Origin of the sequence: Mycobacterium mantenii (genome assembly GCF_010731775.1) — a bacterium.
GTDB lineage: Bacteria > Actinomycetota > Actinomycetes > Mycobacteriales > Mycobacteriaceae > Mycobacterium > Mycobacterium mantenii.
In genome coordinates, this window is the sequence record NZ_AP022590.1 from 2100132 (window position 1) to 2126821 (window position 26690).

Below are 26690 nucleotides of genomic sequence, written 5' to 3' on the forward strand. Positions count from 1 at the left end.
AAGACCCTGCCCCACCTCGTGCGCGGATTGGCGGGCACCGTCTCGGTAGCTGGCCAACATCGAGCGAGGTCACGTCAGGTTGTGCGCGGTGGACGAAGTGCAGGCAGCGTGGCTTTACCCGATCTTGACCGAGTATTGAATTGTGCCGCCGAAGATAGCTGAGGTGAGTACGCTTTCATCGGTGGAGCTGGGGGTTTTGGGACCACTCCTGGTCCGGCAGGACGGAGCGCCCGTCGCGATACCGGGCGCGAAACCGCGCGCCATCCTAACGATGCTCGGACTGCACGACGGTTCCGTCGTGCCGGCCGACACCCTCGTCGAGCTGCTCTGGGGCCAGGACCCGCCGCGCACCGCCGCCAAGGCTCTGCAGACCCACATCTCTTCGCTGCGTCGCGCGCTGGGGGACGGCTTCGTTCTGACCCAGGGGGCGGGGTGGGCCGTCGCCGACAGCGAAATTGACGCCTCGCGCTATCAAGCGGCAGCCCGGCTGGGACGCGATGCCGCCGCCGCGGGCGACACCAGCCAGGCGGTGGCGCGGTTCGAGGAGGCCCTGGCCCTGTGGCGCGGGATTCCCGAACTTCCCGACGGCCGGCGCGGGACATCGGAAAAGACGCGGTGGATCGAGGGCCATGCCGCGCTCGTCGAGGACCGGGCGGACGCGCTGCTGGCCACGGGTCGCGCCGCGGAAGTCATCGGGGATCTCGAGGCCGCGGTGGCCGAGGCCCCGCTGCGGGAGAGGCGATGGGGCCAGCTGATGCTCGCCCTCTACCGCGCCGGCCGGCAAGGCGAGGCCCTCGGCGCTTATCAACGGGCACGATCGCTGCTTGCCGACGAGCTGGGCGTGGATCCTGGTCCGAAGCTTCGCCGGCTCGAGGCTGCGATCGTCGCGCAGGACGCCTCGCTGGATATCGCTGTGGCTCAGCACGCTCCGTCGGTGACGCGCGCCGTGACTTTTTTGCTCACCGACATCGAGGGGTCTACAGCCGCCTGGGAGGCGGATGCCGACGCGATGGCGAGGGCGCTGGCACGCCACGACGAGCTGGTCGAACAGGTTGTCACGTCGAGGGGCGGCCGGCTGATCAAGGCCCGTGGCGAGGGCGATGCGACGTTTTCGGTCTTCGAGAGGCCTTCCGCGGGGGCCGCCGCGGCAATTGAGCTGCAAGACGCGATCACGCATGAGCCTTGGGCGCTGCCCGACCCCATCCGTGTCCGCATGGCACTGCACACCGGCGAGGTCGAGCTTCGCGACGGCGACTACTTCGGCCGGGCGGTCAACCGGGTCGCGCGGCTGCGGTCACTGGCCGAGGGTGGCCAGATCCTGTGCTCCGGAGCGACCGCCGAGCTCGTCATCGACTCGCTGGCCGACGACGTGCTGCTGACCGACCTGGGGATGCGTCAGCTGAAAAACCTGGCGCGCCCCGAGCATGTCTTCGAATTGCGACTGGAAACCGTTGCGGGACAGCCGGAATCGCAAGCATCCAAAGCGCCGATGGAGCGGCCCAGCTTCCCGGCGGTACTGGTCGGGCCGGGGCCGTTCGTGGGACGTGGCCGAGAACTCGAGGGGCTGCTTTCGGCGTGGCAGACCGCGCTCGCGGGCGGTGTGCGCACCGTGCTGATCGCCGGCGAACCCGGGGTGGGCAAGACGCGTCTGGCCGGTGAATGGTCGCAACAGGCCTACGCGCAAGGAGCGGTCGTGCTTTACGGCCGGTGCGACGAGGACCTCGGCGCCCCCTATCAGCCGTTCGCCGAGGCGCTACGTTCGCTGGCGCCGTGCGTGGGTGCTGACCGGCTGAGAGGACTGCGCGGCGTCGAAGCGCTGCTACCACTCGCACCCGGGCTGGCCGATGTCCTGCCCGACCTCACTCCCCCTGCGCACCCCGACCCCGATACCGAACGCTACGCATTATTCGATGCCGTCGTCGCGCTGCTGGAAGTCGCGTCCGCGAGCGCACCCGTGGTCTTGATCCTCGACGATCTGCACTGGGCGGCCAAACCGACGCTGCTCCTGTTGCGGCATCTGCTGCGATTCGGCGACCACGCCCGCGTGCAGATCGTCGGCACCTACCGCAGCACCGACCTCGATCGCTCCCATCCCCTCGCCGCGATGCTCGCCGATCTGCACCGCGACGGGACGGCTAACCGGCTCACCCTCGGCGGACTGGACGAGGACGACGTGACGGCCTACGTCGCCGAGGCCGGCTACGACGACGAGGAACTCGCCCACGCGTTGGCCTCGGTCACGGGCGGCAACCCGTTCTTCCTCATCGAGGCCCTGCGCCATGTCGACGAGAGTGGCGGCGTCTGGGATCAGAGCACCCTCCCACAGGGCGTGCGAGAAGCGGTGAGCCGCAGACTTTCTCGGCTCCCAGCCGAGACCAACAAAGCCCTTGCCGCTGCCGCGGTTATCGGCAGCCGGTTTGCCTTGCAGCTGGTCGAACAGGTGGTCGGAAGCGACCTCATCGACGCGTTCGACGAAGCACGCCAAGCCGGCATCGTCATCGAAGAGCCCGGCGGCTTCTACCGGTTCAATCACGCGATCGTCCGGCAGTCACTGCTGGCCGAGCTGGCGTCGGTGCGGCGCATGCGATTGCACCAACACATCGCCGCGACCCTGGAGACGATGCCCGGCGTCGACGACGAGCTGCTGGCCGAACTGGCTCATCATTATTACGAATGTGCTTGGGCGGGAAACGCGGCCAAGGCGGTCTTCTACTGCCGGCGGGCCGCAGATCAGGCGATGGCCCGGCTCGCCTACGAGGGTGCCGCCGACCTCTACCATCACGCCCTGCACGCGCTTGAGGAGCTTGACGACGAACTGCCCGACCGCGCCGAACAGACCGCCGAACTGTTGGTCGCGCGTTGCGAAGCCCTGTTGGCAGCGGGAGACGTGACTTCGGCGGCGGGTGCCGTGTCCCAATTGCAAGACGCAACAGTGAATTCAGCGCGACTGGCGGCATGGGCAACGTGCTTCGACGGCCAACTCTCGATGTTGATTCACCCCGAGCGGCTGGACGAGGTCGAAACCGGGTTGGGCGCGGCCGCGGCCAAACTCGCCGAGTTGGACGACGCCGCCGGAGAAGCCAAGGCGCACACCGTTCGGGCGACATGCCTCGCTCGCCTCGGGCGCATCGGCGACTGCGAGGTCGCCCTGGACGACGCGCTCACCGCGGCGCGGCGGGCGCGTGAACACCGGCGCGTGAACGCCGTATTGGCGGGCGCGCCGCTCGCGGCGCTGTGGGGCCCCAACCCGGTTCCGCGCGCGGGCGGACGCTGTCTCGACGTGGTGCGACTGCTTCGGATCACGACCGACTCCCCCGCCGTCGAGGCCACGTCGACGCGATGTCAGGCCGTGTTGGAGGCCTTTCGCGGTCGCGCCGCGGCCGCCCGGCGGATGATCGACTCGGCGCGGCGGACGGTCACCGACCTCGGCCTACGCCACGCCCTGCTTGAAGTCGAGCAGTTCGCCGGCATCGTCGAGCTCATCGTCGACGATGCCGCCGCCGCAGAGCCGCATCTGCGTAAGGCCTACAACGGCTTTCGTCGCATGGGCTTGGACGCCGACACCGCCGAGACCGCCGCCCTCTTGGGTCTCGCATGCCTGGCGCTCGGGAAAGATGACGAGGCGGACGAATTATGCACCGAGAGTGAGTGTCTCGCCGGGCACGCGTTGAAGGCATCGATCGCATGGCGGACGTTGCGGGCACACCTGCTGGCGCGCGGCGGGGACTATGAGGCCGCCAGGCGGGTGGCCGAAGACGCGGTCGCGTTGGCCGAGCGCACCGACGCCCTGGTTGATCACGGCGACGCATGCCGCACCCTGGCAACGGTTTTGGCCGCCGCCGGCGATTACTCCGGGGCGCGAGCCGCGGCCGAGCGCGCGGTCGATTTGTATGAGCGCAAAGGCGCTGCGGCGCTTGCCGAGAGGGCACGGGGCATAGTCGGCGGTCAGGAAATCGGTTCTATTCCCGCGCCGCCCGAAAAGCCGTCGGTCGAATCCGACAATTCGTGCATGCGAGTGGTGCGCCGGGTAGTCTCTGCTGTCGATCGGAATGCATGGGATGAATTCGAGACCCTTCACGCCTCCCACTCGCGGATCGAGAGTCGACGGAAGGTGGTCAGCTTTGACCGGGACAACCTTCTTCCCAGTGAGATAAGGCAACTGGTCGCGGATGACGGATTGCGCTTCCGAGTCGTGATGATCGCCGCACGTGGCGAGCGCCTGGTCCTGAGTCGCCTCGACGTTGGCACAAGTGACGCGAGCCCCGGGGCACCCCACGACGAGTTCCTCCAGATATGCGCCCTCGATCATGACGGTCGTATCGCGCTACAGGTGTGGTTCGACGTCGACGACATCGACGCCGCGGTGGCCGAACTCGATGCGCTGCATGCGCAACTCGAAGCAGAACGCCCAGGGCCGCGGAGGCTCGAAAACACGGCGACGCGCGTATACGAACGCTTCTGGTCGGACTTCGCCGCCCGCGATTGGGACGCCGTCGCGGCGACAGTCTCCGAAAGCCTGTCAGGTGCCGATCATCGACGGGTCGTTAATGCCGGAGACAGAGGCAGTCGAGATACCGTGATCGAGGATCTGCGGGTGGCTGCCGATGTTGGATTCTCGATATGGATGGAAGACGTTGTAGCGATCCGCGGCGAACGCCTCGCCCTCACACGCGTGTGCGCGGCCGGCCGCGATCCCGACACGGCTCAAGACATAGCCTTCAATATCGTCGAAACCAATGCCGACCAGGAGATTACGTCAATCGTCATCTTCGACCTAGATGACTTCGACGCTGCCGTCGCCGAACTCGACACCCGTTATCTCGCGGGCGAAGCCGCACCGTACGCGCACACGTGGTTGATTATCATGCAGGGTTTCGCGGCGCTCAACCGCCGCGAGCTTTTCCCGACGACGCCAGATTGGGTAAACATCGACCACCGGCGGGGAACTCCAATCGCACCCGGCGAAATGCCTGAGTTGCTTGGCGCCGCGCGGGCTTTCACGTCTAATCTGAACTACTTCATCGACTCCGTGCATCGGCTGAACAACCTCGGAGCGGTGTTCGTCCATATGGCACATGAAAACTCCCAACACGGTTTCCACGCCGAGTGGCGAACAATCAGCGTTATCACGCTCGAAGGCGACATGGTCAACCGCTGCGAGGTATTCGACGAAGCGGACCTGGAAGCCGTGATCACAAGATTCGATCAGCTGAACCGACCGGCATCGCGGCTCGAAAACGCGGCAAGCCGCGTCTTCGAGCACGTCTGGTCGCACATCGAGGCCCGCAATTGGGACACTGTGGCTGACACCGTAGCCGAGAACTATTACGCCATCGACCACCGGCGGGTCGTGAATGCCGGGATTCAACAGGGTCGAGCTTCCGTGATCCAAGGTCTGCAGGCGGCTACCGACGTCGGTATGGCGATATCGGTGGTGAGCGCAATTGCGATCCGTGGGGAGCGACTCGTCCTTGCACGTGTTCGCGCCTCCGGACGGAATCCCGAGACGAGCCAAAACGATGCCCTCAACGTCGTTGAGATCGACGCCAACGAAAGAATCGCGGTTGTCGTCGTGTTTGACCTCGAAGACTTCGACGCGGCCATCGCGGAACTCGATGCGCGCTACCTTGCCGGTGAAGCGGCCAACCATGCGCACACATGGTCCGCAATCACGCGGGCATATGCCGCCCTCAACCGGCATGAGCATCCAGCGACGACACCGGACTGGGTGAATATCGACCATCGGCACGGGCTTTCGTTTACGCCGGGACATGTGTCTGCTCTACTCACCAACTGGCTCACCACGCCTGACCTAGGCAATTACGTCGCAGCTGTACATCGGCTTGACGACCACGGGGCTGTGGTCACCTCCGTGACACACGAAACCTCGCGAGAAGGCTTCGAAGCCGAGTCGCGCACCATCAGCGTTCTTACGACCAAAAGCGACTTGATCGACCGCTTAGAGGTTTTCGATGAGACAGACTTGGACGCCGCGATCGCGCGTTTCGATCAGCTAAGCAGCCCGGTACTGCGGCGGGAGAACACAGCGAGCCAAGTGTACGGCCGCGTGAACACGTATTTCACGACCCGTGACTGGGGCGCTATGGCAAATGCTCTGGCGGAAAATATGCTCAACGACGATCGTCGTCACATGGTGAATTCAGGCATCCGACATGGCCGGGATGTCGAAATCGCTAACGGTCACGCCTTTGTTGAACTTGGCGGCAATAAGGTCACATCGGCGGTCGTCGCATCCCGTGGCGAGCGCCTCGCGCTATGTCATTCGTCCATCGTTGGGCATAGCCGGCAATCTGGGGCATTCCACATTGAGTTTCTGAGCGTCGTTGAGATCGATGCCTGTGAGCGGCTGGCAGTCCATATCGCGTTCGACCTTGACGACCTCGATGCCGCCATCGCTGAACTCGACGCGCGCTACCTCGCCGGTGAAGCGGCCGCCCACGCGCGGACGTGGTCGGTCGTAGTACAGACCTACGCTGCAGCGAACCGCCAACAGCTCCGATTAGCGCCCGACTGCGTGAACATTGATCACCGACGGGCGAGAGCGTTCGCGTCCGGTGAACTGACCGCGTACATGCGTGCCACGTGGGACATCGCACCAAACGTCAAGGCCTACGTTGAGACCGTGCATCGGCTGGACAACGTCGGCGCCGTCGTCACCCAGGTGGTGCAGGGAAGTTCGCAAGAGGGTTTCAACGCCGAATGGCAAGAACTCATCCTGCTTGCGTTCAACGGCGACATGGTCAACCACTGCGAGCTCTTCGACGAAGCGGACATCGACTCTGCCCTGGCAACGTTCGATCAGCTCAGCCGACCGACGCCGCGGTTGGAGAACGCGGCAAGCCAAGCGGGTGAACGGCTATACGCGTACTACGGGTCGCGCGAGTGGGACGCGGTGGCCGGAATCTTGGCAGATGACACCGTAGTTGACGATCGCCGGCACATGGTGAATTTCGGGCATTGGCACGGTCGCGATGTTGTCATCGCCAACCACCGAGCTATTGCGGAGGCGGGGGCGAACATAACGTCGACCGTCATCGCGACCCGCGGAAGTCGCCTCGCCCTTCTTCGCGGCCGCAACCACGACCTGCAGGGCCAAGAGTTCGACGTCGAGTTCCTTACCATCGTCGAGACCGACACCGACAACCACATCGCGACACACATCGCGTTCGATCTCGACGACGTCGACACTGCCTTTACGGAACTCGAAACTCGTTACCTCGCAGGCGAAGCAGCGGCTTACGCAGATACGTGGTCGGTAATAGCAGGCGTGCACACGATGTTCAACCGGCATGAACTTCCCCAAAAGGACTGGGTCACCATCGACCACCGCCGGGGCACACCATTTGCCGCCAATGACATGACGTCAGCCATCCACACCCTCTTCGATCTCACCCCGGACTTCAGGGTGCATATCGAAATAGCGCATCAACTCAACGGCTTTGGGGCGGTGATCACCAACTATGCTCACGGGTCCTCGCCCGATGGCCTGGAAGTCGAGTGGCGCTTGGTGATGCTTCACATTGTCGACGGCGACCGACTCACCCGCTGCGAGGTATTCGACGAGACGGACGTGGACGCCGCACTCGCACGGTTCGAAGAACTCAGCCGGCGGGCAGCGCGATTGGAGAACTGGGCGAGCCGAGCGGTTGAGCAATTCCTGTCGCACTTTGCCGCCCACGACTGGGATGCCATGGCGGACCTGATCGATGAAGATTTCTGCTCGGAGGACCGCCGTCGAGGCATAAACGCCGGAATCCGACGCGGTCGAGATATCGAGATGGCGAATTGGCGGGCCACCGCAGAGGTTTGGAGGTCCGATGTGCGGGCCGCCGTTGTTGCGACCCGCGGAGAGCGCCTCGCGCTCTTCCGTTTCACCTTCGCCAGCCAAGATTCGCTGCCCGCAGCGTTCCAAGCTGCGGCGCTTTCCGTCGTGCAAGTCAGCGACGACCACCGATGCACCGCTACGGTCGTTTTCGACCCTGACGACTTTCAAACCGCCTTCGAGGAACTCGAAACACGTTTTCTCGCAGGCGAATCTGCCGCCCATCGGCATACGTGGTCGACTCTGTTACGGGCTTTCGCCGCGTTCAACGAACACCAGCTTCCCGCGACGACGCCAGGCTGGGTGAATCTCGACCACCGGCGAGGGCGAGCGTTTTCACAGGGCGACCTGGTCCCATACATCCATGTCACATGGCAACTCGCGCCGCAAGCCAAGATCTACGTCGATGCGGTACATCGGTTGAGCCACCTCGGAGCGGTCGTCACCCAGTCGATGCATGGAACGTCGCGGGACGGCTTCGACGCTGAGTGGGTCGAAGTGAACCTCTTGACTCTCGACGGTGACCTGATCAACCGCAGTGAGCTGTTCGACGAAGCGGATCTCGATGCCGCCATCGCCCGCTTCGAGGAGCTCCGCCCACAGTCGCCGCGGCTGAAAAATCCGGTGCACGAGCGCTTCCTGGCGCTGTTCGCCGCCCGCGACTGGGACGCCATGGCGCAACTGTTCACCGACGATTACTCCAACGACGATCGCCGGCGAGTGGTGAATGCCGGGATCCGGCGCGGTCGAGATGCCGCGATCGAAGACCTGCGAGTATCCGCTGATGTGGGGTTGCTGGGAAACGTTACAGCGGACATCATCGCGACACGCGGCGATCGCCTCATTCTCACCCGCTTTGAAGCCGCGGGTCCCGAGCACCCGGCGACTCAACTCGATGTGCTCCAGGTCATTGAGCACAACGCCGACGAACAGATCACGGGAGCCGTCCTCTTCGATCCCGACGACATCGACGCTGCCTTGGAGGAACTCGACGCTCGCTACATCGCCGGCGAAGCGGCCGCCCACGCGCAAACGTGGTCGGTGATCGCGGCGGGCTACGCCGCGCTCAACCGACACGAATTACCACCAGCGGCACCGGACTACGTGATCATCGAACGCCAGTTGCACGCCACGATAGATGCGGGTGATCTGTCCAAAGATCTCGGTGTCGCTTGGGATCTCACACCCGACCTCAACGGCTATGTCGAAGCTGTACACCGACTAAGTGACCGGGCAGCGGTCGTCACCCATGCGGCGGCTGGGACTTCGCAGGAGGGCTTACACGCGGAGTGGCGCGGAGTCCACCTTTTGACTCTGAAAAACGGCATGGTCGACCGCTGCGAAATCTTCGACGAGGCGGATCTCGAAGTCGCGCTCGCCCGCTTCGATGACCTGCAAACCCAGACGCGGCGACTCGAAAACGCGGCAAGCCGGGTCGACGGACGCCTCATCGCGTACTTCAATGCCCGCGACTGGGCAGCGATGGCAGCGATGGCAGCGACCATGCTTGATGATTTTTGCAGCGAAGATCGGCGGCACGTGGTGAACGCCGGGCGCACGCAGGAACGCGAAGTCGCGATTGCAAACATCCGGGCAACCGCCGACCTCGGTGTCACGCTGGACAAGTCAGACGTTGTCGCAACCCGGGGAGAACGCCTGGCCCTCAGTCGCGCCCGGTGGTGTGGCCCCGACCAAGGGCCGGAGGCGTTCCACAGCTGCGTGCTCAACGTCGTCGAGATCACCACAGACGAGCGGATCGCGGCACACGTCTCGTTCGATGTCAGTGACATCGACGCCGCCTTCGAAGAGATCGACGCACGCTACCTCGCCGGCGAAGCGGCCGCGCATGCGCGCGTCTGGTCGGCCATCGCACGGGAATGCGCCGCGTTCAACCGGCACGAACTCCCCTCGGCGGACTGGGTCACCATCGACCATCGGCGGCTCGTGACAATTGATGCGAGTGATCTGCTCCCCAACATCCGCGCCATTTGGGACCTCATGCCAGATATCAGCGTCCACATCGAGGCGGTGCATCGTCTCAGCGATTTCAGCGCCGTCGTCACCTACACCGCGCATGGGACCGCGCAAGAAGGCTTCGTCGCTGAGTGGCGGATGATCCATCTTCTGACGGTCGAAGGCGACCGGATCAATCGATCCGAGCTATTCGACGAAGCAGACCTCGACGCCGCGGTCGCGCGCTTCGACGAGCTCAGTCCCCCAACGTCGCTCGTTGACAACGCCGGTGACTGAGACGACCCCGGGACTTCAACCGCTCTATCTACTGGCGGACAGTCAGCTGCTGTTCTGGCGCCGACAGGACCGACTGCTCCTGGAGGCGGCCCTCGATGGCTTGGCTCCGGGCGCGCCGGTTGCCGCCGCGTATATCGGTGCCTCCAACGGGGATCGGCCGGAGTTCTACGAAATCTTCGAGGCGGCAATGGATGGGCTCGGAATCACCGACCGTCGCATGATCGTGTCGTCATTCGGCCCCGACGACCGCGCCTTCCTGAAGCGTGCCCGGTTGATCGTCCTGGCGGGCGGCGACGTGCGTCTCGGCTGGAACACCTTCGAAGACACCGGCATGAAGGAGGTGATTCTCGGCCGCTACGCCCACGGGGCGATTCTGGTGGGCATATCGGCCGGCGCGGTCCAGCTCGGACGCTATGGAATAGCCGCGACACCGCAATCCCCCGAGACCGAATTGTTCGATGTGTTCAGCCTGGTCCCCATGATCATCGACGTGCACGACGAGCAAGCTGAATGGGTGCGACTATCACGGACGGTTGAATTGCTGAAGGGAGCCGCCACCGGGCTCGGAATCCCCTCTGGCGGCGGTGTCATCGTGAACCCGGATGGCACCCTCGAACCCCTGCGCCGTCCCGCGCACAACTTCACTTTCGAGGACGCTCGCATCGTGCATTCGCTGCTGCGTGTGGACGAGGACGACTGATGCTTCGCCAGATCGCGGAAGTGGCGAGTCGCCGTCTGTTCCCACTGCCTTAGGCGGCGGATAAGCTGGTCGTCGGGGGCGATCCGAGACAAGCCTGCAGGAGGGCGCGGTGGAAACCGTACTCGGTGTGTCGATGACGCCCACGGCGGTTCGCGCGGTCTTGGTCGAAGGGGAACACGCCGAGGGCGCCACCGTTGACACGGACACGTTTGCGGTGGTCTCGGCCCGAGGTCCGGCGAATCCGACCGGACCCGATCAAGTCGTCTCCGCAATCCTCGGGACGCGGGAAGGAGCGGCGGAGAGTGGCTGCCCGTTGGCCTCGGTCGGGGTGACGTGGACGGACCCCATCCAGGCCGCCGCCCTGCGCGACTTGCTGGCCGACCAGAGGCTGGAGAAGGTCATGCTGGTCTCGGCCTTTCTGGCCGCGGCCTCGCTGACCCAGACGGTGGGCAACTCGACCCGGTACGCGCACACCGCCCTGCTGTTCGTCGAGCCGTCCACCGCAACGATGGCGGTGGTACACACCGCCGACGGTTCGGTCGCCGATGTGCGCCGGCAAGAGTTGCCGGACGACGAAGACGAGGCGGTGGCCGCGTTGACCGCAATGGCCGCCGGTGCAGAAGCGATGGAGCCGCGCCCGGACGGTTTGTTCGTGGTCGGCTCCGACGGCGTCGACATCGCCGCAATCACCCCGCAATTGCAGGCGGCCAGTTCCCTCGTGGTCAGCACCCCGGAGGAGCCGGGGCTGGCACTGGCCAGGGGCGCGGCGTTGGCATCGGCGCATCCACCTTTGTTTTCATCCTCGACCGCAGCGATTGCGTACGCGCAAGACCCCGGCACCGGTGCGGTAGTCCCGCACGCGGTGGGTCTCGGCTACGCGGATTTTCCCGCCACCGTCGAACGCGGCGCCGAGGCGCTGGCCTACAGCGCCGATCCCGAAGAGGCTGGCCTCACGCCCGCTCGCGGGCTCGGCACCGGCGCCTATCCCACCTTCGATGGCGACGTCGACTCGCCATGGACCGGCTATGGTGCCGCGCCGACCGAGCGGCGGGCCACCCGGCCGTTTCTCGTGGCGATGAGCGTGTTGGGGTTGTTTGTCGGTGGGGTCCTGGCACTCGTCATCGCGCTGGCGATCGCCATTCGACCGCATGTCGACACGCGGCCACAAATCGGCGCTAACGCCGTTGCACCTGCGCCGCCCCCTGCTGCCAGCACACCCGCACCGGCTGCACCGGAACCGGCGAAGGTCGCCCCGGCGCCCGCAGCCCCGGGGCCCGCTGCCCCGGCCCCAGCGTTGCCGCCCCCGCCCCCAGCGTTGCCCCTGCCACCACCCCGGATACCCGCGCCGGCTGCGCCGCTTCCGGCTGGCCCACCCGGGCCCCCGATACCCGCGCTCCGTCCGCCGGTACCCGCTGGACCGGCAGTGCCCATCCCGCATATCCCTGTGCCTGGCATCCCCCATCTTTAAGCGCGCACCAGCACTTCGTGTTCCAGGCCCTATCGCCTTGTACCGCAATAGCATTCGTCACCTCGCGGCTCCGATTTCCACGCCATGCGCCCGCGCCGCGGAGCCAAGGCCGCACAAGCCTCACTTGGCGGACAACATCGCAATCATGTGGTGACGGTTGGCCGTTGTAGTAGTGACTTTCGGCCCGCGTGACGGACCGCAGGCCCGGCCCAGAGTTAACACCATGTCAACTGCCGCTCGACTGAGGGTGAATTGGGCGACGACCCAAAGTCGGCCCCGGCCAGCTTTCCTTCCGGATAAAGGAGCCAATATGTTCCTCGCAGATCTGATCCCCTGCCGTCTATTAGTCGGGGCAATCGGTGCCGGCGCCCTCTTGTGCGCTACCACGGGGACCGCCGCGGCTGATCCGGCGTCTCGACCCCCCAACTGCACGGCAGGGGACGTGGCCGGCGTCGCGGCCGGTGTCGCGACGTCACTCTCGGCCTACCTGTTCACTCATCCGGACCTGAACGGTTTCTACACCGGCCTTCAGGATCGGCCCAAAGATCAGATCCGCGATGCCGTGCAGCAGTACTTCGATGCCAACCCGCAGGAGCAAGCCGATCTTGAGAACATCCGTCAGCCCATGGTCGACATCAGGGAGCGTTGTCAGTGGACACCGTTGATCGGGCAGGCCGGCGCGACCCCTTGAGCGATCATCGCGCCGCGGCCCTCAATTCGCCAATGGTCAGAGCAAGGAGATCCCGATGAAGGTGCGGGTGCGGTCGTGGACTGCAGGGGGCATCGCGGTATTGACCCTCGCCGCGATCCCTGAGACGTATGCCGTCGTGCAGCCCGCCGGGATGGCGAATGCGGACGTCTGTGCGAGCGTCGGCCGGCGTGTTTCGGTGAGCGGGTGCACCAACGTTGCCGATACGATCAACGCCAATGTCCCGCCGCCCGACGCGTATGCGCCGCTGCCACAAGACTTTCCGCCGCCACCGCCGCCACCGCCGCCGGTGAATGTCTGCGTCGGAGCCGGCCGGCGGGTTCATGTGAGCGGGTGCTTCTGACCAGCTCCCCCCGATCATCGGCTCGACGTGTTGCCTCGTCGTCGCGGCGTGCGGTGCGCTGCCAGGACGTCCGCGTTCGCCAGCGTCTGCGCCTCAGCGGCCAGCGTTGATGCCCTGTTGGCATACGCAATTGCGTCGGTGTCGCTTGTCGTTTCCGCGCCGTGCGCCGCTGCCAAGTGCCGTTTCGCCTCGTCGAGCCGGGCCTGGGCCTCGGACCCCAGGTTGGAGCGATACCTGACGGCGTAGTCGGAGATTTGACGCAGCCTCGCTTCCGCGGTCGACAACGCCTGCTGCACCGAATGATCATGCCCGTCAATGGCTATCGATCCGCCACTCGCGGCGGCGCGCCGGCGTCGGCGTGCACGAAAAAGCAAGAAGAGCAGCGCAAGTACGACCACGATGACGATGACGATGACGCCGATCGCGATCGGCAACCAGGCCAGCTTCGACGAGCTTGCCGGCTGTGGCGCGCTTGTCGATTTGTCCAACCCGTCGGCCGCTGCGACCGCGGCACCGCTCCAGTCTTTGGCGCCCAAGACTGGTTCAATCTGGTTGGTGCGCAGGCTGTTCAGCTTGGCGGGTGTCAGACCCTGCACCTGCGGTGGCACGCTGAACGCGTACAGCTTGGTGTTGGTGGCCACGGCCAGCAGCACGTCGTGGTCGCCCATCCCGCTGGCACTGCGGGTTCGGTCGGCCCAGTTGTCGGGTTTGAATCGGTTGAAGTTGTCGACGTAGACCACCCACAGCTGGATGTGCCGATCGCGGTAGAGCCGGTCGATGGCCGCGCTGACGGCTGCCCGGCCGGAATCCGTCAGCACCCCGGTGCTGTCGGTGATGTGATCGGTGAGCTTGGACGGCGGCTGCGCGCCCGCGGGGGCCGCCCACAGCAGCCCCGCTACGAGGATCGACACGACTACACCGAATAGGCGAACCACTCGCATACGCATCAATCTAGCCGCCAAACCGCGCCGCGGCGGTATCCTCGTCGGACCGCATGACTTCCAGCGCGGCCAGATCGGCGTCGCCACCAGACTCGATCATTGCGCACCAACGACTTTCACGATCGGCGGTCGCTGCGAACAACGCTTTAACGCAGCACCTGGAACTCCGACACCGCCAGTTTATCCGCAGGATCGGCCCATCGCGCCGCAACGACCGGCGAACACTGGGCTCAAAGGGCCTGACAGACGGTGCGGCGGCCCGCGAGCGTAGGCGGGCCGCGAGCGCGCGAGCGTAAGCGCACCGCGGAAATTGGCTTAGCTTTTCGCAATGCGCTTACGCTCGCGCCCTCGCGGGCGTTGCCGCTCAACGAAATGTTCACGCCGAGGGAAACGCTGGGCCGCAAGACCGTCCGCTGGCATGGTAACGATTCGTGCGGGTGTGGCTGAGTGGTTAGGCAGCGGCCTGCAAAGCCGTACACACGGGTTCAAATCCCGTCACTCGCTCCACTAGAGAACGGCGAGCGCGCACTCGAAGTCAGGGCATGGCGTGCGGAGTCACGAGGAACTTCTCTCCCGTCGCTCGCTTAGCGTAAGCGTTGAACGCGTCGGGATTGAGCATGCCCGCAAGCGACACCTCCTGGGTGTAGCGACTCGCGAATGTCGTGGTGAGCCCCGCGGCGACCCGGGCGCGCAGTCGTCCGACCGTCTCGGCCCCCGCGCTCTGAAGAAAATAGGTGAGCAGCCACCCACCGACGCCCCACGCCATGCCGAAGTTTCGGTTCAGCACCGTGGGACTGGTATCGAGGGAGCCATAGATGTACACCTGTTTGTGGGTGGCCGACCCGTAGCGTGAGTACTCCGTAGCGGTCGCGTTGGCCGCCTGCTCCATGCCATTCAGGATTTGACTCGCCAGCGTTCCGCCGCCCGTGGCGTCGAAAGCGAGCGTCGCCGATGTCGCCTTGAGAGCCTCAGCGAGGTCGCTCGCGAACGACGGTGCCGTCGAGTTGAGGACATAGCTTGCGCCGAGCGACCTCAACATCTCCGCTTGCTCGGGCTTGCGGACGATATTGACCAGCGGTATGTCGTCCTTTTGGCAGAGCTTGACCAGCATCTGGCCGAGGTTCGACGCCGCGGCGGTGTGCACAAGACCCGAATGTCCCTCGCGGCGCATGGTTTCGGTCATTCCGAGTGCCGTCATCGGGTTGACGAAGGACGAAGCGCCGTCCCTCGCCGTAGCCCCGTCGGGCAGGACCAAGCATGCAGAAGCGTCCACCGCGCGGTACTGCGAATACATCGCGCCGCCCGCGATGGCCACCGTCTTCCCGACCAGCGCTTGGGCTGCTTCATGGGACCCCGCGGCCACCACGGTGCCGGCGCCCTCATTGCCCACCGGAAGCGACTCGTCGAGCCGCGCCGACAAGGCTCTCAAACCCGCCTCCCCGACGGGCGCGGTGACGACGGGACGTTCCGGTGTGCCGGCGACCGCCGCCTTGCTCATATCCGCGCTGGCTATCAGAAGGCCCAGATCTGACGGGTTGATGGGCGAGGCTTCGACGCGCACCAGTACCTCATTGGGGCCAAGGGCTGGAACGGCAACATCGTGCAGCGAGAGTTCGAGCGTGCCATCAGACCTCACCAACGAACGCAGTTCCAGGGCGGTGTCAGGCAAATCTGCGGTCATTGTCGGTTTCTCGTTCCTGTCGGGATACGTGCCTTCAAGGGTGAACGCCAACGCGGCTACGAATCTTCCGTGACGGCATCGAGGTATAACCATCGGCCGGCGCGGCGCTCGAAGCGACTGCGCTCGTGCATGCTGCCCGCGTGGCCCGCGGACTCGAAGCGGGCCGTGAATTCGACTTCGCCGGAATCATCGTCTGGCCCACCCGCCCACGCGTCGAATACCTGTAAGCCGGTCCAGATGATGTCCGGGTCGACGGTCACATCGGCCGGCCGCGTGCGCGGATGCCAGGTACGGAACAGATAGTCGGCGTCCCCGTAGGCGAAGGCCGAATATCTCGACCGCATCAATTCCTCGGCCGACCGGGCCTGCGATTCACCGAGGTGAAGTGGACCGCAGCAGGCGCGATAGTCGGCGCCGCTGCCGCACGGACACGGTTCGTTCATGTCAAGAGCCTGACAGACCGCTACGGCGTTGTGACGCCCGCGGCGTCCTGTAGTAGCTGCTGCAACTTGTCGATGGGATCGCCGTTGGCCGGGTCGAGCCTTCGTGGCGGGATCTCCCGGCCGTCGGGTGTGACGGTGGCGAACGGCGGCGGTGGCGGGGGTGGCGCCGCTGGGGGTGGGGGTGGTGGGGGTGGTGGGGGTGGTGGCTCTGCGGGTGGCGGGGCAGTTCGCTTGGCGGCCAACCGGTTTGCGGCCTCTTGCCGGATGGCTCGCCGCTGCGAGTCCGGATCGTTGTTGCCCGCGAAGCAGCCATGGGGCGCGGCGTCCACGATAGACAGCGCACTCGCGTAGCGTTCGTCGGCGCCGGCCCGGTCACCCTGGGCCGCGGCCCGGTCGCCTTGGGTCTCGCGAACCAGTTCGAGGTTGACCCGCACCGGGCAGGAGTGGTCAGCGTCGGTGCGGGCAAGCGCGGTGGCGAAGTGGGTGTCGGCGTCGCCGAGCCGGCCGTCGAGCACAGCGGCGACGCCCGCTGCGAACTGCGCCTTCGCCGGTTCCACCACGTTGGCCACGCCGAGGATGGCCGCATCGGCCTGCACGGCTTTCCCGTCGCCGCTCGAAAAGGCGGAGACGGCGGAATCCCCGGCGGCTACAACGGAAATGAGCTTGATGGCGACCAAGAGTGCGAGGATGGTCAACGGCGCCGAATAGAGCAAGAGTCGCCGTCGCAGTCGCAATCGCGCCGGTCGGATCGTCACGGTGCCAAGTCCCGTCGGGCGATGCGGCCGCGCCGGAACTCGCGGACCGACAGGTAAATCTCGGCGAGCAGTAGCCCCGCCGCGAGCAGCGCAGGCAGCCAGTACAACTCGATCCGTGCAGCCCCGACTCCGCTGCCGTGCGGCGTGTCGGGCAAGTTCGGCCGCAACGGCTGACCGGCGTCCCGGTGTAGGTACTGCACGTTGAGTTGTCCGGCGATTTGCCGCAGTTCGGCTTCGTTTATGGCGGCGCTGCTGCCGTAGCCCAGCACCGCTCCACCGGCCACCGACCCCTGGGTGAGGTCGAAGTCGCCCTGCGGCGCATGCGACCCGGGTGCACCGGAACCGAAGTACAGCACGACGTTCCGCGACCCGGGGTATTGCTGTGCCGCTTGCACCAACTGGTATCGCAACACGTTGTCGGCCGCGGCGGCGTTGACGTCAGAAGAGCCACTCGCGCCTGACCTGAGAACAGCGATGGTCGGCCGCAGGCTCCAGACGTCCTGTGACAGGGGCCAATCCAGCGACGCTTTCGCGTCAAAGTTGACGAGCGCGTACCGCGCCGCCGGGTACTGCTTGATCAGTTCCGCGATGTCGTCACGCATCCCTGCGATCCGCGCCTCACCTGTGCCGTAGTCCTGAATGCCCGAGTCGGCCGACCGATCGACGATCAGGAACACGTTGAGATTCGCGCCGGCCGCAGACGTTGCGCTTCGGCGGCTTTCGTCGTCGTGAATGGCCGGGCGGGTGATCGCCGCGATGAGCAGCAGCACCGCTAGGGTCACGCCGCTCCACCGCAGGACAGTCCGCACGCGGCGATTTCCCGCCGACAGGAGCACCTGGCGCAGCGCGACGAGTCGCGCCAGGGTGAGCGCGCCGGTGACGACCGCGAGGATCGGCCAGGGCAGCACGGGTTGAAACGTCATCGGCGCAACACCAGGAGGGCTACCGAGAGCACAGCCGCCGCCAACAGCGCGATCACCAGCGGCGCCATCGGCGCATCCCGAAAGTCCGCTGTCACTACGGTGCCGTTGGCGAGACGCGCTGGCGGGGTGTGCGTCCGAATCTCGTTGAGTGCCGCGGTCACTGATTTCGTCCCTGGTCTGACGTACCGGCCGCCGCTGTGCTCGGTGAACGCGACCAGTGCACCGCTGGTGGACGATGGGGCCGTGTCGATCACATTGATTTGTGCGCCGGCCCGTCCGGCCAGTTCTCGCGCAGCTTCGTCGGTGAACAGGGAAGGACGCGACTCCCCGGCAGCGCGAAGCTCCGACGGTCCGAGATATATCACCGAGCGCCGATGCGTGTCACGCTGCTCGGTCGCCGAGAACCCTGAGAGACACAGTGCTAGAACGTCATTGACGCTAGTCGCGTAGTCCGTGTAGGGCACCGGGGGGGTGAACGACGCCGCCTGCGCATTCGGAGCACCGACGTAGTCGGCGAATCGCGCCGCGGCGTACTGGTGGTCGCGCGTCAGCGGGACCAGACGGCGGTTGACCGACGTCAGGCCGATGCGTTGGGCTTGGGGGGACGTGGCGGTCTGGCGCGCGAAATAGTCGAGCAGTTCGGCCGTCACCGCGTCGGTCACCGGCTGCCCGACACACAGCATGATGTCCTCGGGGTGGACGGCGTCGAAATCGTTGCCGGCCACAGTCGGACGGGCGGCCGCCCAGGTGGCGGCACCGAACATGACCGTCAGCACCACCAGGGTCACGACCGTCGACAGCGACCGCAGTCGGGCCACTTTCGCGTACTCGGGCAACCGGGTCAGCCGGGCGACGTTGGCCAACGGGCGCAGCCGCCGGCGGGCGGCGCTCATGGGCAGCAACGCAGCCAGCGCCACGACTGCGACAAAGCAGGCCGATCCGGTGGCCGCTACCGGCCACCACTTCAGGTCCACGTGCGGATCAACTCCTGCACTTGGGCACTCACGTCGGCGACGTCGACGCGCGCCTCGGCGTTGAATTGCGCGTTGCCGAGCCGGGTCAGCAGCGGCTCGGCTGCGGACAGGTTCGCGTCTGCCATGGCCCCGACGTGTAAGTACTGGGCTCTCGTCCCGGTCGCTTGATGCAGAAAGCTTCGCACCGTCCTACTGATCGCCCCGCACGCCGCCGGAGCCGACATCCGCCCGGCGGCGTGCTCGTCGGCGATGCCTTGCACGCCGCGGGCGAACCGGTTGCGAATCAGCCAGGCGTGCACTCGCCGTACGGCCGGGATGCGCCGCAATTGGTGCGAGGGCAGGGTCCACACGAAAACTGCTGCGTACCAACCACTGACGGCAAGCATCAGCAAGACGGCCAACCACAGCCACCATGATGAGTACGGCTGCGGCCCGAACAGGTATCGCAGCAGATCATCCGGCACGAGCCGCCACCTCGGTCAGTCGAACGAGTTCGCGCCGAATGCCATTGCTGCCGGGGATCGTCGCATGGGGAATCGCATGACCGGTCAGGAACGCATCGAGACGGTCGCGACGGGCCCGCTCGGCGCGGCGGTAAGCGGTGACGACCCGGGGGCCGAGGTCGGCTCCATTGAAGACGAAACGACCGGTGGCGACGTCGTACCCGTCGGTGTTGTCCGGGCCCACCGCGGGCATGTCCGACACCATCGCCCACATGATGTCGTGGCGCCCGCCCAATCTGGCGAGCACTGCGCTGAGTCTGTCGTCGACCTCGGGTTCGTCGGACACCACGATGATCAACATGGTGTGTCGGTAATGCGTTGCGACGTAGTCGAGTTGGGCGGTGACGTCGCTGCGGCCGGGGTTGGCCGTGGTGTGCTGGTACCAGCGGTGCAGTAGTCCCTCGATGTGCGACTCGCCGCGCCGCTGGGGGATGTTCACGCAGCCGCGGCGATCGCCATAGACCATGCCGATCTGATCGGAGCGCCGTAGGCCGATCAGGCCCACCGCGCCCATGATGTGCGCGGCGACGTCGCGCTTGCATTCCCCGCTCGGGGCGAGCGCCGACATGTTGCGACCCGCGTCGGCGACGAGCAGGATTTTGTGGTGCTTCTCGGAAACGAACCGCTTGATGAGCACGGCGCCCGAACGGGCCGAGGCCTTCCAGTCGATGTCTCGGACGTCGTCGCCGGGAACGTACGGGCGCAGGTCGTCGAATTCCATGCTGCGCGTATGCAGTAACGCGTAGCGGCCGCCTTCGAGCAGGCCGCGGGTGTCGGTGCCGAAGTGGGCCTTGGCCCGGTTGAGGTGCTTACCCAAGGTGACCGTCTGGCACCTCAGGGGACCCTGACGGCTCGCAACGCGGCGTCGACCACGACCTCGGCGGTGATATCGGCGCTGGCCGCTTCGAATCCGAGGATGAGCCGGTGCCGCAACACCCGGTGCGCGAGCTTTGCGATGTCCTCGGGCAGCACGTGCGCACGCCCGGACAGCACCGCCTGTGCCCGAGCCGCCTTGCAGAATGCGATCGTGGCGCGCGGGCTGGCACCGTACTCGACTAGGCGCGCGATCTGCTTGGGCAGGGCCCGCTCGGGATGGCGAGTCACGTCGACCAACTGGCTGGCGTAGAGCATCAGCGCGCGATCCATGTGGACATGGCGCACCACCTGCTGCACCCGCAGGACGTCATCGAGGCTGACAACCGGCGCAGTGGGCCGCCTCGGGTCGTAGATGCCGGCGTCAATCCGCGACATCACTTCCACCTCCTCCTGGGGGGAGGGGTAGCGCACGATCTCCTTGAGCAGGAAGCGGTCGGTCTGCGCCTCGGAGAGCGGATAGGTGCCTTCCTGGTCGACGGGATTTTGAGTAGCGACGACCATAAACGGATCCTCGAGGGGGTGCACCTGCCCGGCGATCGTGGTCTGCCGCTCTTCCATCGCCTCGAGCATCGCGCTCTGGGTCTTCGCACTAGAGCGGTTGATCTCGTCGAGCAGCACGATGTTGGCGTGCACCGGACCTAGTTGGGTGACGAACGAGTTGGTCGCCGAGTCATAGATCTGTGTGCCGATGATGTCGCTGGGCAGCAGGTCGGGCGTGCACTGGATGCGTTGGAAGCGGCCGTGAATCGACTCGGCGAGCACCTTGGCGGCGGTGGTCTTGGCCAACCCCGGCACGCTTTCGAGCAGGATGTGACCGCCCGCAAGCAGACCGATCAGCAGTGACTCGCGTAGGTCGCGCTGGCCGACGATCTTGGCTGTGAACGCCCCGGAGATCGCGTCGACGATCCCCCGGACACTGTCGAGTTCGCGCTGATCCGGTTGTGTTTGTGTTGTAATCATACGCCCGCTCGGATACCCAGACGCCGGTTTTCCACACGTCGACGTGCGCGAACGCCTGCGCGCGTCTGGTCAGCATGTCGCGAGCGTAAGGCCACTGCGAAATTCGACGTGATTTTCCGCAGTGGGCTTACGCTCGTCAGTCTGGAAGTGAAGGCCTGCGCTCATCGGCAATGGCGGACGGAACGACGAGCTACCGATTACCTGCTGTTCCCTTGCGGGGGCCATTTTAATTTGGCTTCAGCCTCGAGCCGCAGCCGGATTGCCTTCGCTCGCGCCTCGGCGGCCCGAGCCTGCGCTTCGGCGGCTTCTGCTCCCGCCCAAACCTCGGCGGCCCGAGCCCGGGTTTCGGCGGCTTCCGCACGTGCCCGCCCCTCGGCCGCCAGGGCTTCGGCCTCGGCGGCTTCTGCGTGCGCGCGCTCTCGCGCCCGCGCCTCGGCGGCCATCGCTTGGGTCTCGGCGGCTTCCGCCCGCGCCCGCGCCTCGGCTACCAGCGCCTCGGTCTCTGCGGCTTTGGCGCGCTTCCGAGCTTCGGCGGCCAGGGCCTCGGTTTCAGCGGCTTCCGCCCGCTTCCGCGCTGCGGCGGCCAGCGCTTGCGCTTCGGCGGCTTCTGCCCGCTTCCGCGCCTCGATGGCCTGGGCTTCGGCTTCGGCGGCTTCGGCGCGCGCCCGCTCTAACACCTGCGCCTCGGCGGCCAGCGCTTGGATTTCGGCGGCCTCTGCCCGCGCCCGTGCTTCAGCGGCCAGCGCTTCGGGCTCAGCGGCCTTCGCCCGCCTTCGCGCCTCGGCGGCCAGCGCGTGCGCTTCGGCGGCTTTGGCCTGCTTTTGGGCTTCGGCGGCCAGGGCTTGGGCTTCGGCGGCTTTGGCCCGCTTTCGCGCCTCGGCGGCCTGCGCTTCGGCGGCCGCGGCGTCCGCGTGCGCCTTCTCCCGCGCCCGCGCCTCGGCGGCCAGCGCTTCGGCGGCGGCGGCCTCTGCCTGCGCCCGAGCCTCGGCGGCCACGGCTTCGGGTTCGGCGGCCAGCGCTTCGGCGGCGGCGGCTTCTTCCTGCGCCCGAGCCTCGGCGGCGAGCGCTTCGGCTTCCGCGGCCAGCGCTTCCGCCTCCGCTGCCAGGGCTTCGGCCGCGGCCGCGTTGGCCCGCGCCCGCGCCTCGGCGGCCAGCGCTTCGGCTTCGGCGGCCAACGCCTGGGCCGCGGCGGCTTCGGCCTCCGCCGTCTCCGCGCCCGCATACGCTTCCAACTTCAGCTGCGGCGGCTTCGGCGTGAGCTGCGTCCTGGGTTGATTGACGCGCGGCTGACGGTTCGGGCTCTGGGTGCCGGCCGCGACCCGCGCCTTTTGCTCAGCCTGTCTGTACGGGCCGGCTAAGAAATCAATCAACACCAGAGCCGCGCCGGCCAGCAGGACCAGCGGGAGGGCCAAGGATGGGCGCGTGACCATCCCCCAGATGCCGGCCACCGTGAGCGGCGCCGCGAACATTACCGCGGCGCCCGGATATCGACCGCCTAGATCGAGGATCGTTGCGGGCACAGCGGACGCCCGCGCGGCCAGCGGGAGCCGGTCCGGCCGACCAACGACGACTCTCTGAGACCCCACGATCCCTCTCCTTCACGGAGACGCTGGCACCTGAGAATCAAATAAGACTACTGTGCGAGGGGTCGCTGCGGAATCTTTATGTTTGTGTGTCGCAGCAGTGTCGTTGTAGGGCCGGCGGGATGTCGGGCGCCCGGGGCGGCGGATGCGATCAGCTGGCCGCGATGGCGAGCTTGGTGAGACATCGAGCGCTGGGATGTCGCCGAAATCTTCACACTTCCGGCGTGCATCACGCGCCAAGCCTCTACGCTGCCGATTAATCATGCTGCGTCATCCGGCGAGGAGGTTGAGCGCATGACGCATAGCACTGGATTCAACTGGGCCCAATTGGTAAAGATGCCCATCGTAAGCGATGAATGGCATAAAGGGCATCAGATTCTTAACTTCTACCCGATGGATAAGGATTATCGAGATTCGCCGGCAGCGCGGGAGATGGTAAGCAAGTACTTTAACAATGCAAAAGCCCTGAACACCGATGCGGCCTTACTCAAATTCGGCTCTGACCATGTTACGTTGCGAGGGGCATTTCTAGAGATGGGCGTATGCACCGGAAGAACCATCAATTTTGTTGCCGCACTCAATCCAGAGCAACATATCTGGGGATTCGATTCCTTTGACGGACTTCCTGAACAATGGGGTCGCACCGATATCACCGTCGCAAAAGGTACTTTTCGGGTTAACGCCGAGGGGTGGACGCCACCGGTTCTCCACAATGTGACCCTGGTAAAGGGCATGTTTCATGAAACCCTTCCACAGTTCAAGAAACAAGTTCTGAAATCGGCGCCGATCGCCTTCTTGCATGTCGATTGTGACATTTACGCATCGACGAAGGAGATCTTCAAGCAGTTGGTCGATAACATCGTGTCAGGCACGATCATCGTATTCGATGAGTTTTACAATTACCCGGGGGCCGAGGAACATGAGTTCAGGGCATTCCAGGAGTTTCTAGACTCGACGGGGAAAAAGCCTGTCTATCTTGCCTACAACCAGTATTTTGAACAAGCGGTTGTCCAGATTGCTTGAACTCGATTGTCAATGACGCCTAAGCCGGTGCAATGCTTTGACTATCTACAGCGCCGCGAGTGGTTAACCATCAGCCAATGCCAACCGCTTCGCCAGATACGGCGCCGTGCGACTGTGTTTCGCACGTGCCACCTTCTTCGGCGGACCCGCCGCAACGACCCTGCCGCCGTCGCTGCCGGCCCCCGGCCCCAAGTCGATCACCCAGTCGGCTCCCGCGACCATACGCATGTCGTGTTCAGCCACCACCACGGTGTTGCCCGCGTCGACCAGGCGGTGCAGTTGACGGTCGAGCAAATCCACATCGGCGGGGTGAAGCCCGGTGGTCGGCTCGTCGAGGACGTAGAGGGTATGCCCTCGCCGAGGTCTCTGCAGTTCGGCGGCGAGCTTGATCCGCTGCGCCTCGCCACCCGACAGCTCGGTGGCGGGCTGCCCGAGACGGAGATACCCCAGTCCGACCTCGCGGAGCGTGGTCAGGCTCCGCGCTGCGCTGGCGACGTCGGCAAAAAACTCCGAGGCCTCATCGACGGTCATCGCGAGCACGTCGGCGATCGTCCGGTCGCGATAGCGCACCTCGAGGGTCTCGTCGGAGTAACGCGCTCCTTGACACGCCGGGCATGTGGCGTATGTGCCTGGCAGGAACAACAATTCGACCGAGACGAACCCCTCACCCTGACAGGTGGAGCAGCGACCTTCAGCCACGTTGAACGAGAACCTGCCCGCTGTCCAACCGCGGCGACGCGCCTTCGGGGTCGCGGCGAATTCACGGCGCACGGCGTCGAACAAGCCGGTGTAGGTCGCCAGCGTCGAGCGCGGCGTGCGTCCGATCGGGCGCTGGTCGACCGACACCAGCCGGTTGATCTCCTTGCCCCCCTCTGCGGTCACACCGACACTCGCGTCGCGATCTAGATCGGCGATCCCGCTGTCGGCTTCGTCGTCATCGGATTCGACCGGCTCGGCTGCTCGTCCGATGCCGAGATGGCTGCGCACCACATCGCCGAGAACCTTGACGACGAGCGTCGACTTGCCCGAACCCGAAACTCCGGTGACCGCGGTGTACACACCAAGCGGCAGGTCCACGTCGAGGTCTCTCAAATTGTGGAAGCAGACCCCGCGCAGCCGCAGCCACCCGGACTGCGTGCGCGGTTGACGAGGCGGCGACCCGGCCCCGTCGAAGAGGTACCTACGGGTGACCGACCCCTCGATGTCGGCGAGACCCGGCACCGGCCCGCTGTAGAGTACGCCCCCGCCAAGCTCTCCGGCCCCAGGTCCGACGTCGACGACCCAGTCGGCACGGCACACCACGTCCATGTCGTGCTCGACCACGAACAACGAATTGCCCGCGCGCCGCAGGCGATCGAGCACCTCGAGCAGCGGTTCGGCGTCGGCAGGGTGCAGTCCGGCCGACGGCTCGTCTAGCACGTAGAGCACGCCGAACAAGCCGGCGCGCAGTTGAGTGGCCAGCCGCAACCGCTGCAGTTCGCCGGGTGACACCGTCGGAGTGCGGCGACTCAGCGTGAGATAGCCGAGGCCGAGATCGATGAGCACCTGCAAGCGTGCGACGAGGTCGGCGGCGATCATGGTCGCCACCTCCGTCAGCTCGCCTGATTGCGTTGACTCGTACGCGGCGGCGGCATCGGTCCGAGAAGCCGTCGGGCGCAACGCTTCAGCAAGGTCGGCCAACGGCATTGCCGTGTAGTCGGCGATGGTGCGCCCGGCGAATGTCACCTTCAGCGCCTCCGGCCGCAACCCGGAACCGTCGCATACCGGACACTCGACGCTGTCGACGAATTGCAGTACGCGACGACGCATCATCGCGCTGTGGGAATTGGCCAACGTGTGGCGCACGTGGCGTTCGGCGCTGGAAAACGTGCCGTTGTAATAATAATCGGCCTGCACCGGGTGCTGGCTCGGATCGATTTCGACTGTGGGCTGCTCATCGGTGAACAGAATCCAATTGCGTTGCCGCTTCGGAAGTTTCCGCCACGGCTTGTCGATGTCGTACCCCAGCGTGACGAGGATGTCGCGGAGGTTTTGCCCCTGCCACGCGCCCGGCCATGCGGCGACGGCGCCTTCGCGGATCGTCAGCGAGGGGTCTGGCACCAGTGTCTCTTCGGTCACCCGATGGATTCGTCCCAGGCCGTGGCATTCGGGGCACGCCCCAACCGCGGTGTTGGGCGAGAACGCATCGGAGTCCAGCCGTTCCGTGGCCCCCCGCGGGTAGGTCCCAGCGCGGGAGAAGAGCATCCTCAGCAGGTTCGACAAAGTGGTGACGGTGCCGACCGTCGAGCGCGACGTCGCCGAACCCCGGCGCTGCTGCAGTGCGACGGCAGGCGGTAGCCCGGTGATGTCATCGACCTTGGGCGCGCCCGTTGGCAATAGCAGGCGACGGGCGTACGGAGCGACCGATTCGAAGTAGCGGCGCTGGGCCTCGGCATAGATGGTCCCGAACGCCAACGACGATTTGCCGGATCCGGAGATTCCGGTGAACGCCACCAGCGCGTCACGCGGCGCTACGACGTCGACGCCCCGCAGGTTGTGGACCCGCGCACCGTAAACACGCACACAAGGGTCGATTTCGTCCGTGCTTCGATAGGACATCTGTGTCATCTTGCCCAGCCGGATACCCCGAGTTGCGGCCGCACAAGCGCGATGGCCGCTGCTCGACAGCGCAGCGATCGCATGAGCCCCGATCAGTGACCGGCGGGTTTTGGTCTG

Annotated in this window: 17 protein-coding genes and 1 tRNA gene; 7 read left to right on the plus strand and 11 right to left on the minus strand. The window is 65.7% G+C overall.

Annotated features, from left to right (window positions below; genetic code table 11):
* The first annotated feature begins 181 nt into the window (after nucleotides 1–181).
* The 5 genes from G6N50_RS09500 (at nucleotide 182) to G6N50_RS09520 (ending at nucleotide 13313) form a co-directional block, all read left to right on the plus strand.
* Nucleotides 182–10093 carry a BTAD domain-containing putative transcriptional regulator gene (locus tag G6N50_RS09500; protein WP_083100063.1) on the plus strand — a complete coding sequence of 3304 codons (9912 nt, stop codon included), beginning with the start codon at nucleotides 182–184 and terminating at the stop codon, nucleotides 10091–10093.
* Nucleotides 10086–10793 (plus strand): Type 1 glutamine amidotransferase-like domain-containing protein, encoded by a 708-nt coding sequence (locus tag G6N50_RS09505; protein ID WP_083100062.1) that lies wholly within the window; start codon nucleotides 10086–10088, stop codon nucleotides 10791–10793. Before G6N50_RS09500 ends, G6N50_RS09505 begins: the two co-directional genes overlap by 8 nt.
* A gap of 109 nt (nucleotides 10794–10902) precedes the next feature.
* Nucleotides 10903–12261 (plus strand): DUF7159 family protein, encoded by a 1359-nt coding sequence (locus tag G6N50_RS09510; protein ID WP_163650832.1) that lies wholly within the window; start codon nucleotides 10903–10905, stop codon nucleotides 12259–12261.
* 310 nt (nucleotides 12262–12571) lie between these two features.
* A complete protein-coding gene (locus tag G6N50_RS09515) occupies nucleotides 12572–12952 on the plus strand; it encodes a heme-binding protein (protein WP_083100292.1) in 381 nt (126 codons plus the stop codon).
* Between the two features lie 55 nt (nucleotides 12953–13007).
* Nucleotides 13008–13313, plus strand: coding sequence for a hypothetical protein (locus G6N50_RS09520; protein ID WP_083100290.1), 306 nt, complete (start codon nucleotides 13008–13010; stop codon nucleotides 13311–13313).
* Between the two features lie 14 nt (nucleotides 13314–13327).
* Here G6N50_RS09520 and G6N50_RS09525 read toward each other — a convergent pair whose 3' ends face one another.
* The gene (locus G6N50_RS09525) at nucleotides 13328–14254 is read right to left on the minus strand and encodes a TPM domain-containing protein (RefSeq protein ID WP_083100289.1); all 927 of its coding nucleotides are present in this window, start codon (nucleotides 14252–14254) and stop codon (nucleotides 13328–13330) included.
* A 433-nt stretch (nucleotides 14255–14687) separates the two neighbouring features.
* Here G6N50_RS09525 and G6N50_RS09530 point away from each other — a divergent pair.
* Nucleotides 14688–14761, plus strand: a tRNA-Cys gene (locus tag G6N50_RS09530).
* A 28-nt stretch (nucleotides 14762–14789) separates the two neighbouring features.
* Here the strand turns inward: G6N50_RS09530 and G6N50_RS09535 are convergent.
* The 9 genes from G6N50_RS09535 to G6N50_RS09575 all read right to left on the minus strand — a co-directional run bounded on the left by G6N50_RS09535 (nucleotide 14790) and on the right by G6N50_RS09575 (nucleotide 22889).
* Nucleotides 14790–15935, minus strand: coding sequence for a zinc-binding dehydrogenase (locus G6N50_RS09535; RefSeq protein WP_083100294.1), 1146 nt, complete (start codon nucleotides 15933–15935; stop codon nucleotides 14790–14792).
* 56 nt (nucleotides 15936–15991) lie between these two features.
* The gene (locus G6N50_RS09540) at nucleotides 15992–16378 is read right to left on the minus strand and encodes a YchJ family protein (RefSeq protein ID WP_083100287.1); all 387 of its coding nucleotides are present in this window, start codon (nucleotides 16376–16378) and stop codon (nucleotides 15992–15994) included.
* Between the two features lie 20 nt (nucleotides 16379–16398).
* A complete protein-coding gene (locus tag G6N50_RS09545; protein ID WP_170298337.1) occupies nucleotides 16399–17133 on the minus strand; it encodes a hypothetical protein in 735 nt (244 codons plus the stop codon).
* On the minus strand, nucleotides 17130–18056 hold the full coding sequence (locus G6N50_RS09550; protein ID WP_083099620.1) for a hypothetical protein: 927 nt from the start codon (nucleotides 18054–18056) through the stop codon (nucleotides 17130–17132). Before G6N50_RS09550 ends, G6N50_RS09545 begins: the two co-directional genes overlap by 4 nt.
* Nucleotides 18053–19030 (minus strand): hypothetical protein, encoded by a 978-nt coding sequence (locus tag G6N50_RS09555; protein WP_083099618.1) that lies wholly within the window; start codon nucleotides 19028–19030, stop codon nucleotides 18053–18055. Before G6N50_RS09555 ends, G6N50_RS09550 begins: the two co-directional genes overlap by 4 nt.
* On the minus strand, nucleotides 19021–19494 hold the full coding sequence (locus G6N50_RS09560) for a hypothetical protein (RefSeq protein ID WP_083099617.1): 474 nt from the start codon (nucleotides 19492–19494) through the stop codon (nucleotides 19021–19023). Before G6N50_RS09560 ends, G6N50_RS09555 begins: the two co-directional genes overlap by 10 nt.
* Complete coding sequence (locus G6N50_RS09565; RefSeq protein WP_083099615.1) at nucleotides 19484–20350, minus strand: DUF58 domain-containing protein; 867 nt, start codon at nucleotides 20348–20350, stop codon at nucleotides 19484–19486. Before G6N50_RS09565 ends, G6N50_RS09560 begins: the two co-directional genes overlap by 11 nt.
* A 17-nt stretch (nucleotides 20351–20367) precedes the next feature.
* Nucleotides 20368–21369: an AAA family ATPase gene (locus G6N50_RS09570; protein ID WP_083099613.1), complete on the minus strand. Its 1002-nt coding sequence runs from the start codon at nucleotides 21367–21369 to the stop codon at nucleotides 20368–20370.
* Between the two features lie 197 nt (nucleotides 21370–21566).
* Nucleotides 21567–22889, minus strand: coding sequence for a hypothetical protein (locus tag G6N50_RS09575; protein WP_142275793.1), 1323 nt, complete (start codon nucleotides 22887–22889; stop codon nucleotides 21567–21569).
* 357 nt (nucleotides 22890–23246) lie between these two features.
* Between G6N50_RS09575 and G6N50_RS09580 the strand changes: the two genes are divergently transcribed.
* Entirely contained in the window at nucleotides 23247–23975 is a 729-nt protein-coding gene (locus G6N50_RS09580; RefSeq protein WP_083099609.1) for a TylF/MycF/NovP-related O-methyltransferase, read from the plus strand.
* Nucleotides 23976–24038: 63 nt separating this feature from the next.
* On the opposite strand, the gene G6N50_RS09585 is transcribed toward G6N50_RS09580, so the two are convergent.
* Complete coding sequence (locus tag G6N50_RS09585; protein WP_083099607.1) at nucleotides 24039–26582, minus strand: excinuclease ABC subunit UvrA; 2544 nt, start codon at nucleotides 26580–26582, stop codon at nucleotides 24039–24041.
* Nucleotides 26583–26690 lie beyond the last annotated feature (108 nt).

What these genes read in the sequence shown, in the direction of transcription:
- G6N50_RS09540 (WP_083100287.1), bottom strand. Translation starts at nt 16,378, where the DNA reads ATGAACGAACCGTGTCCGTGCGGCAGCGGCGCCGACTATCGCGCCTGC.
- G6N50_RS09535 (WP_083100294.1), bottom strand. Translation starts at nt 15,935, where the DNA reads ATGACCGCAGATTTGCCTGACACCGCCCTGGAACTGCGTTCGTTGGTG.
- G6N50_RS09585 (WP_083099607.1), bottom strand. Translation starts at nt 26,582, where the DNA reads ATGACACAGATGTCCTATCGAAGCACGGACGAAATCGACCCTTGTGTG.
- G6N50_RS09525 (WP_083100289.1), bottom strand. Translation starts at nt 14,254, where the DNA reads ATGCGAGTGGTTCGCCTATTCGGTGTAGTCGTGTCGATCCTCGTAGCG.
- G6N50_RS09550 (WP_083099620.1), bottom strand. Translation starts at nt 18,056, where the DNA reads ATGACGTTTCAACCCGTGCTGCCCTGGCCGATCCTCGCGGTCGTCACC.
- G6N50_RS09515 (WP_083100292.1), top strand. Translation starts at nt 12,572, where the DNA reads ATGTTCCTCGCAGATCTGATCCCCTGCCGTCTATTAGTCGGGGCAATC.
- G6N50_RS09520 (WP_083100290.1), top strand. Translation starts at nt 13,008, where the DNA reads ATGAAGGTGCGGGTGCGGTCGTGGACTGCAGGGGGCATCGCGGTATTG.
- G6N50_RS09570 (WP_083099613.1), bottom strand. Translation starts at nt 21,369, where the DNA reads ATGATTACAACACAAACACAACCGGATCAGCGCGAACTCGACAGTGTC.
- G6N50_RS09580 (WP_083099609.1), top strand. Translation starts at nt 23,247, where the DNA reads ATGACGCATAGCACTGGATTCAACTGGGCCCAATTGGTAAAGATGCCC.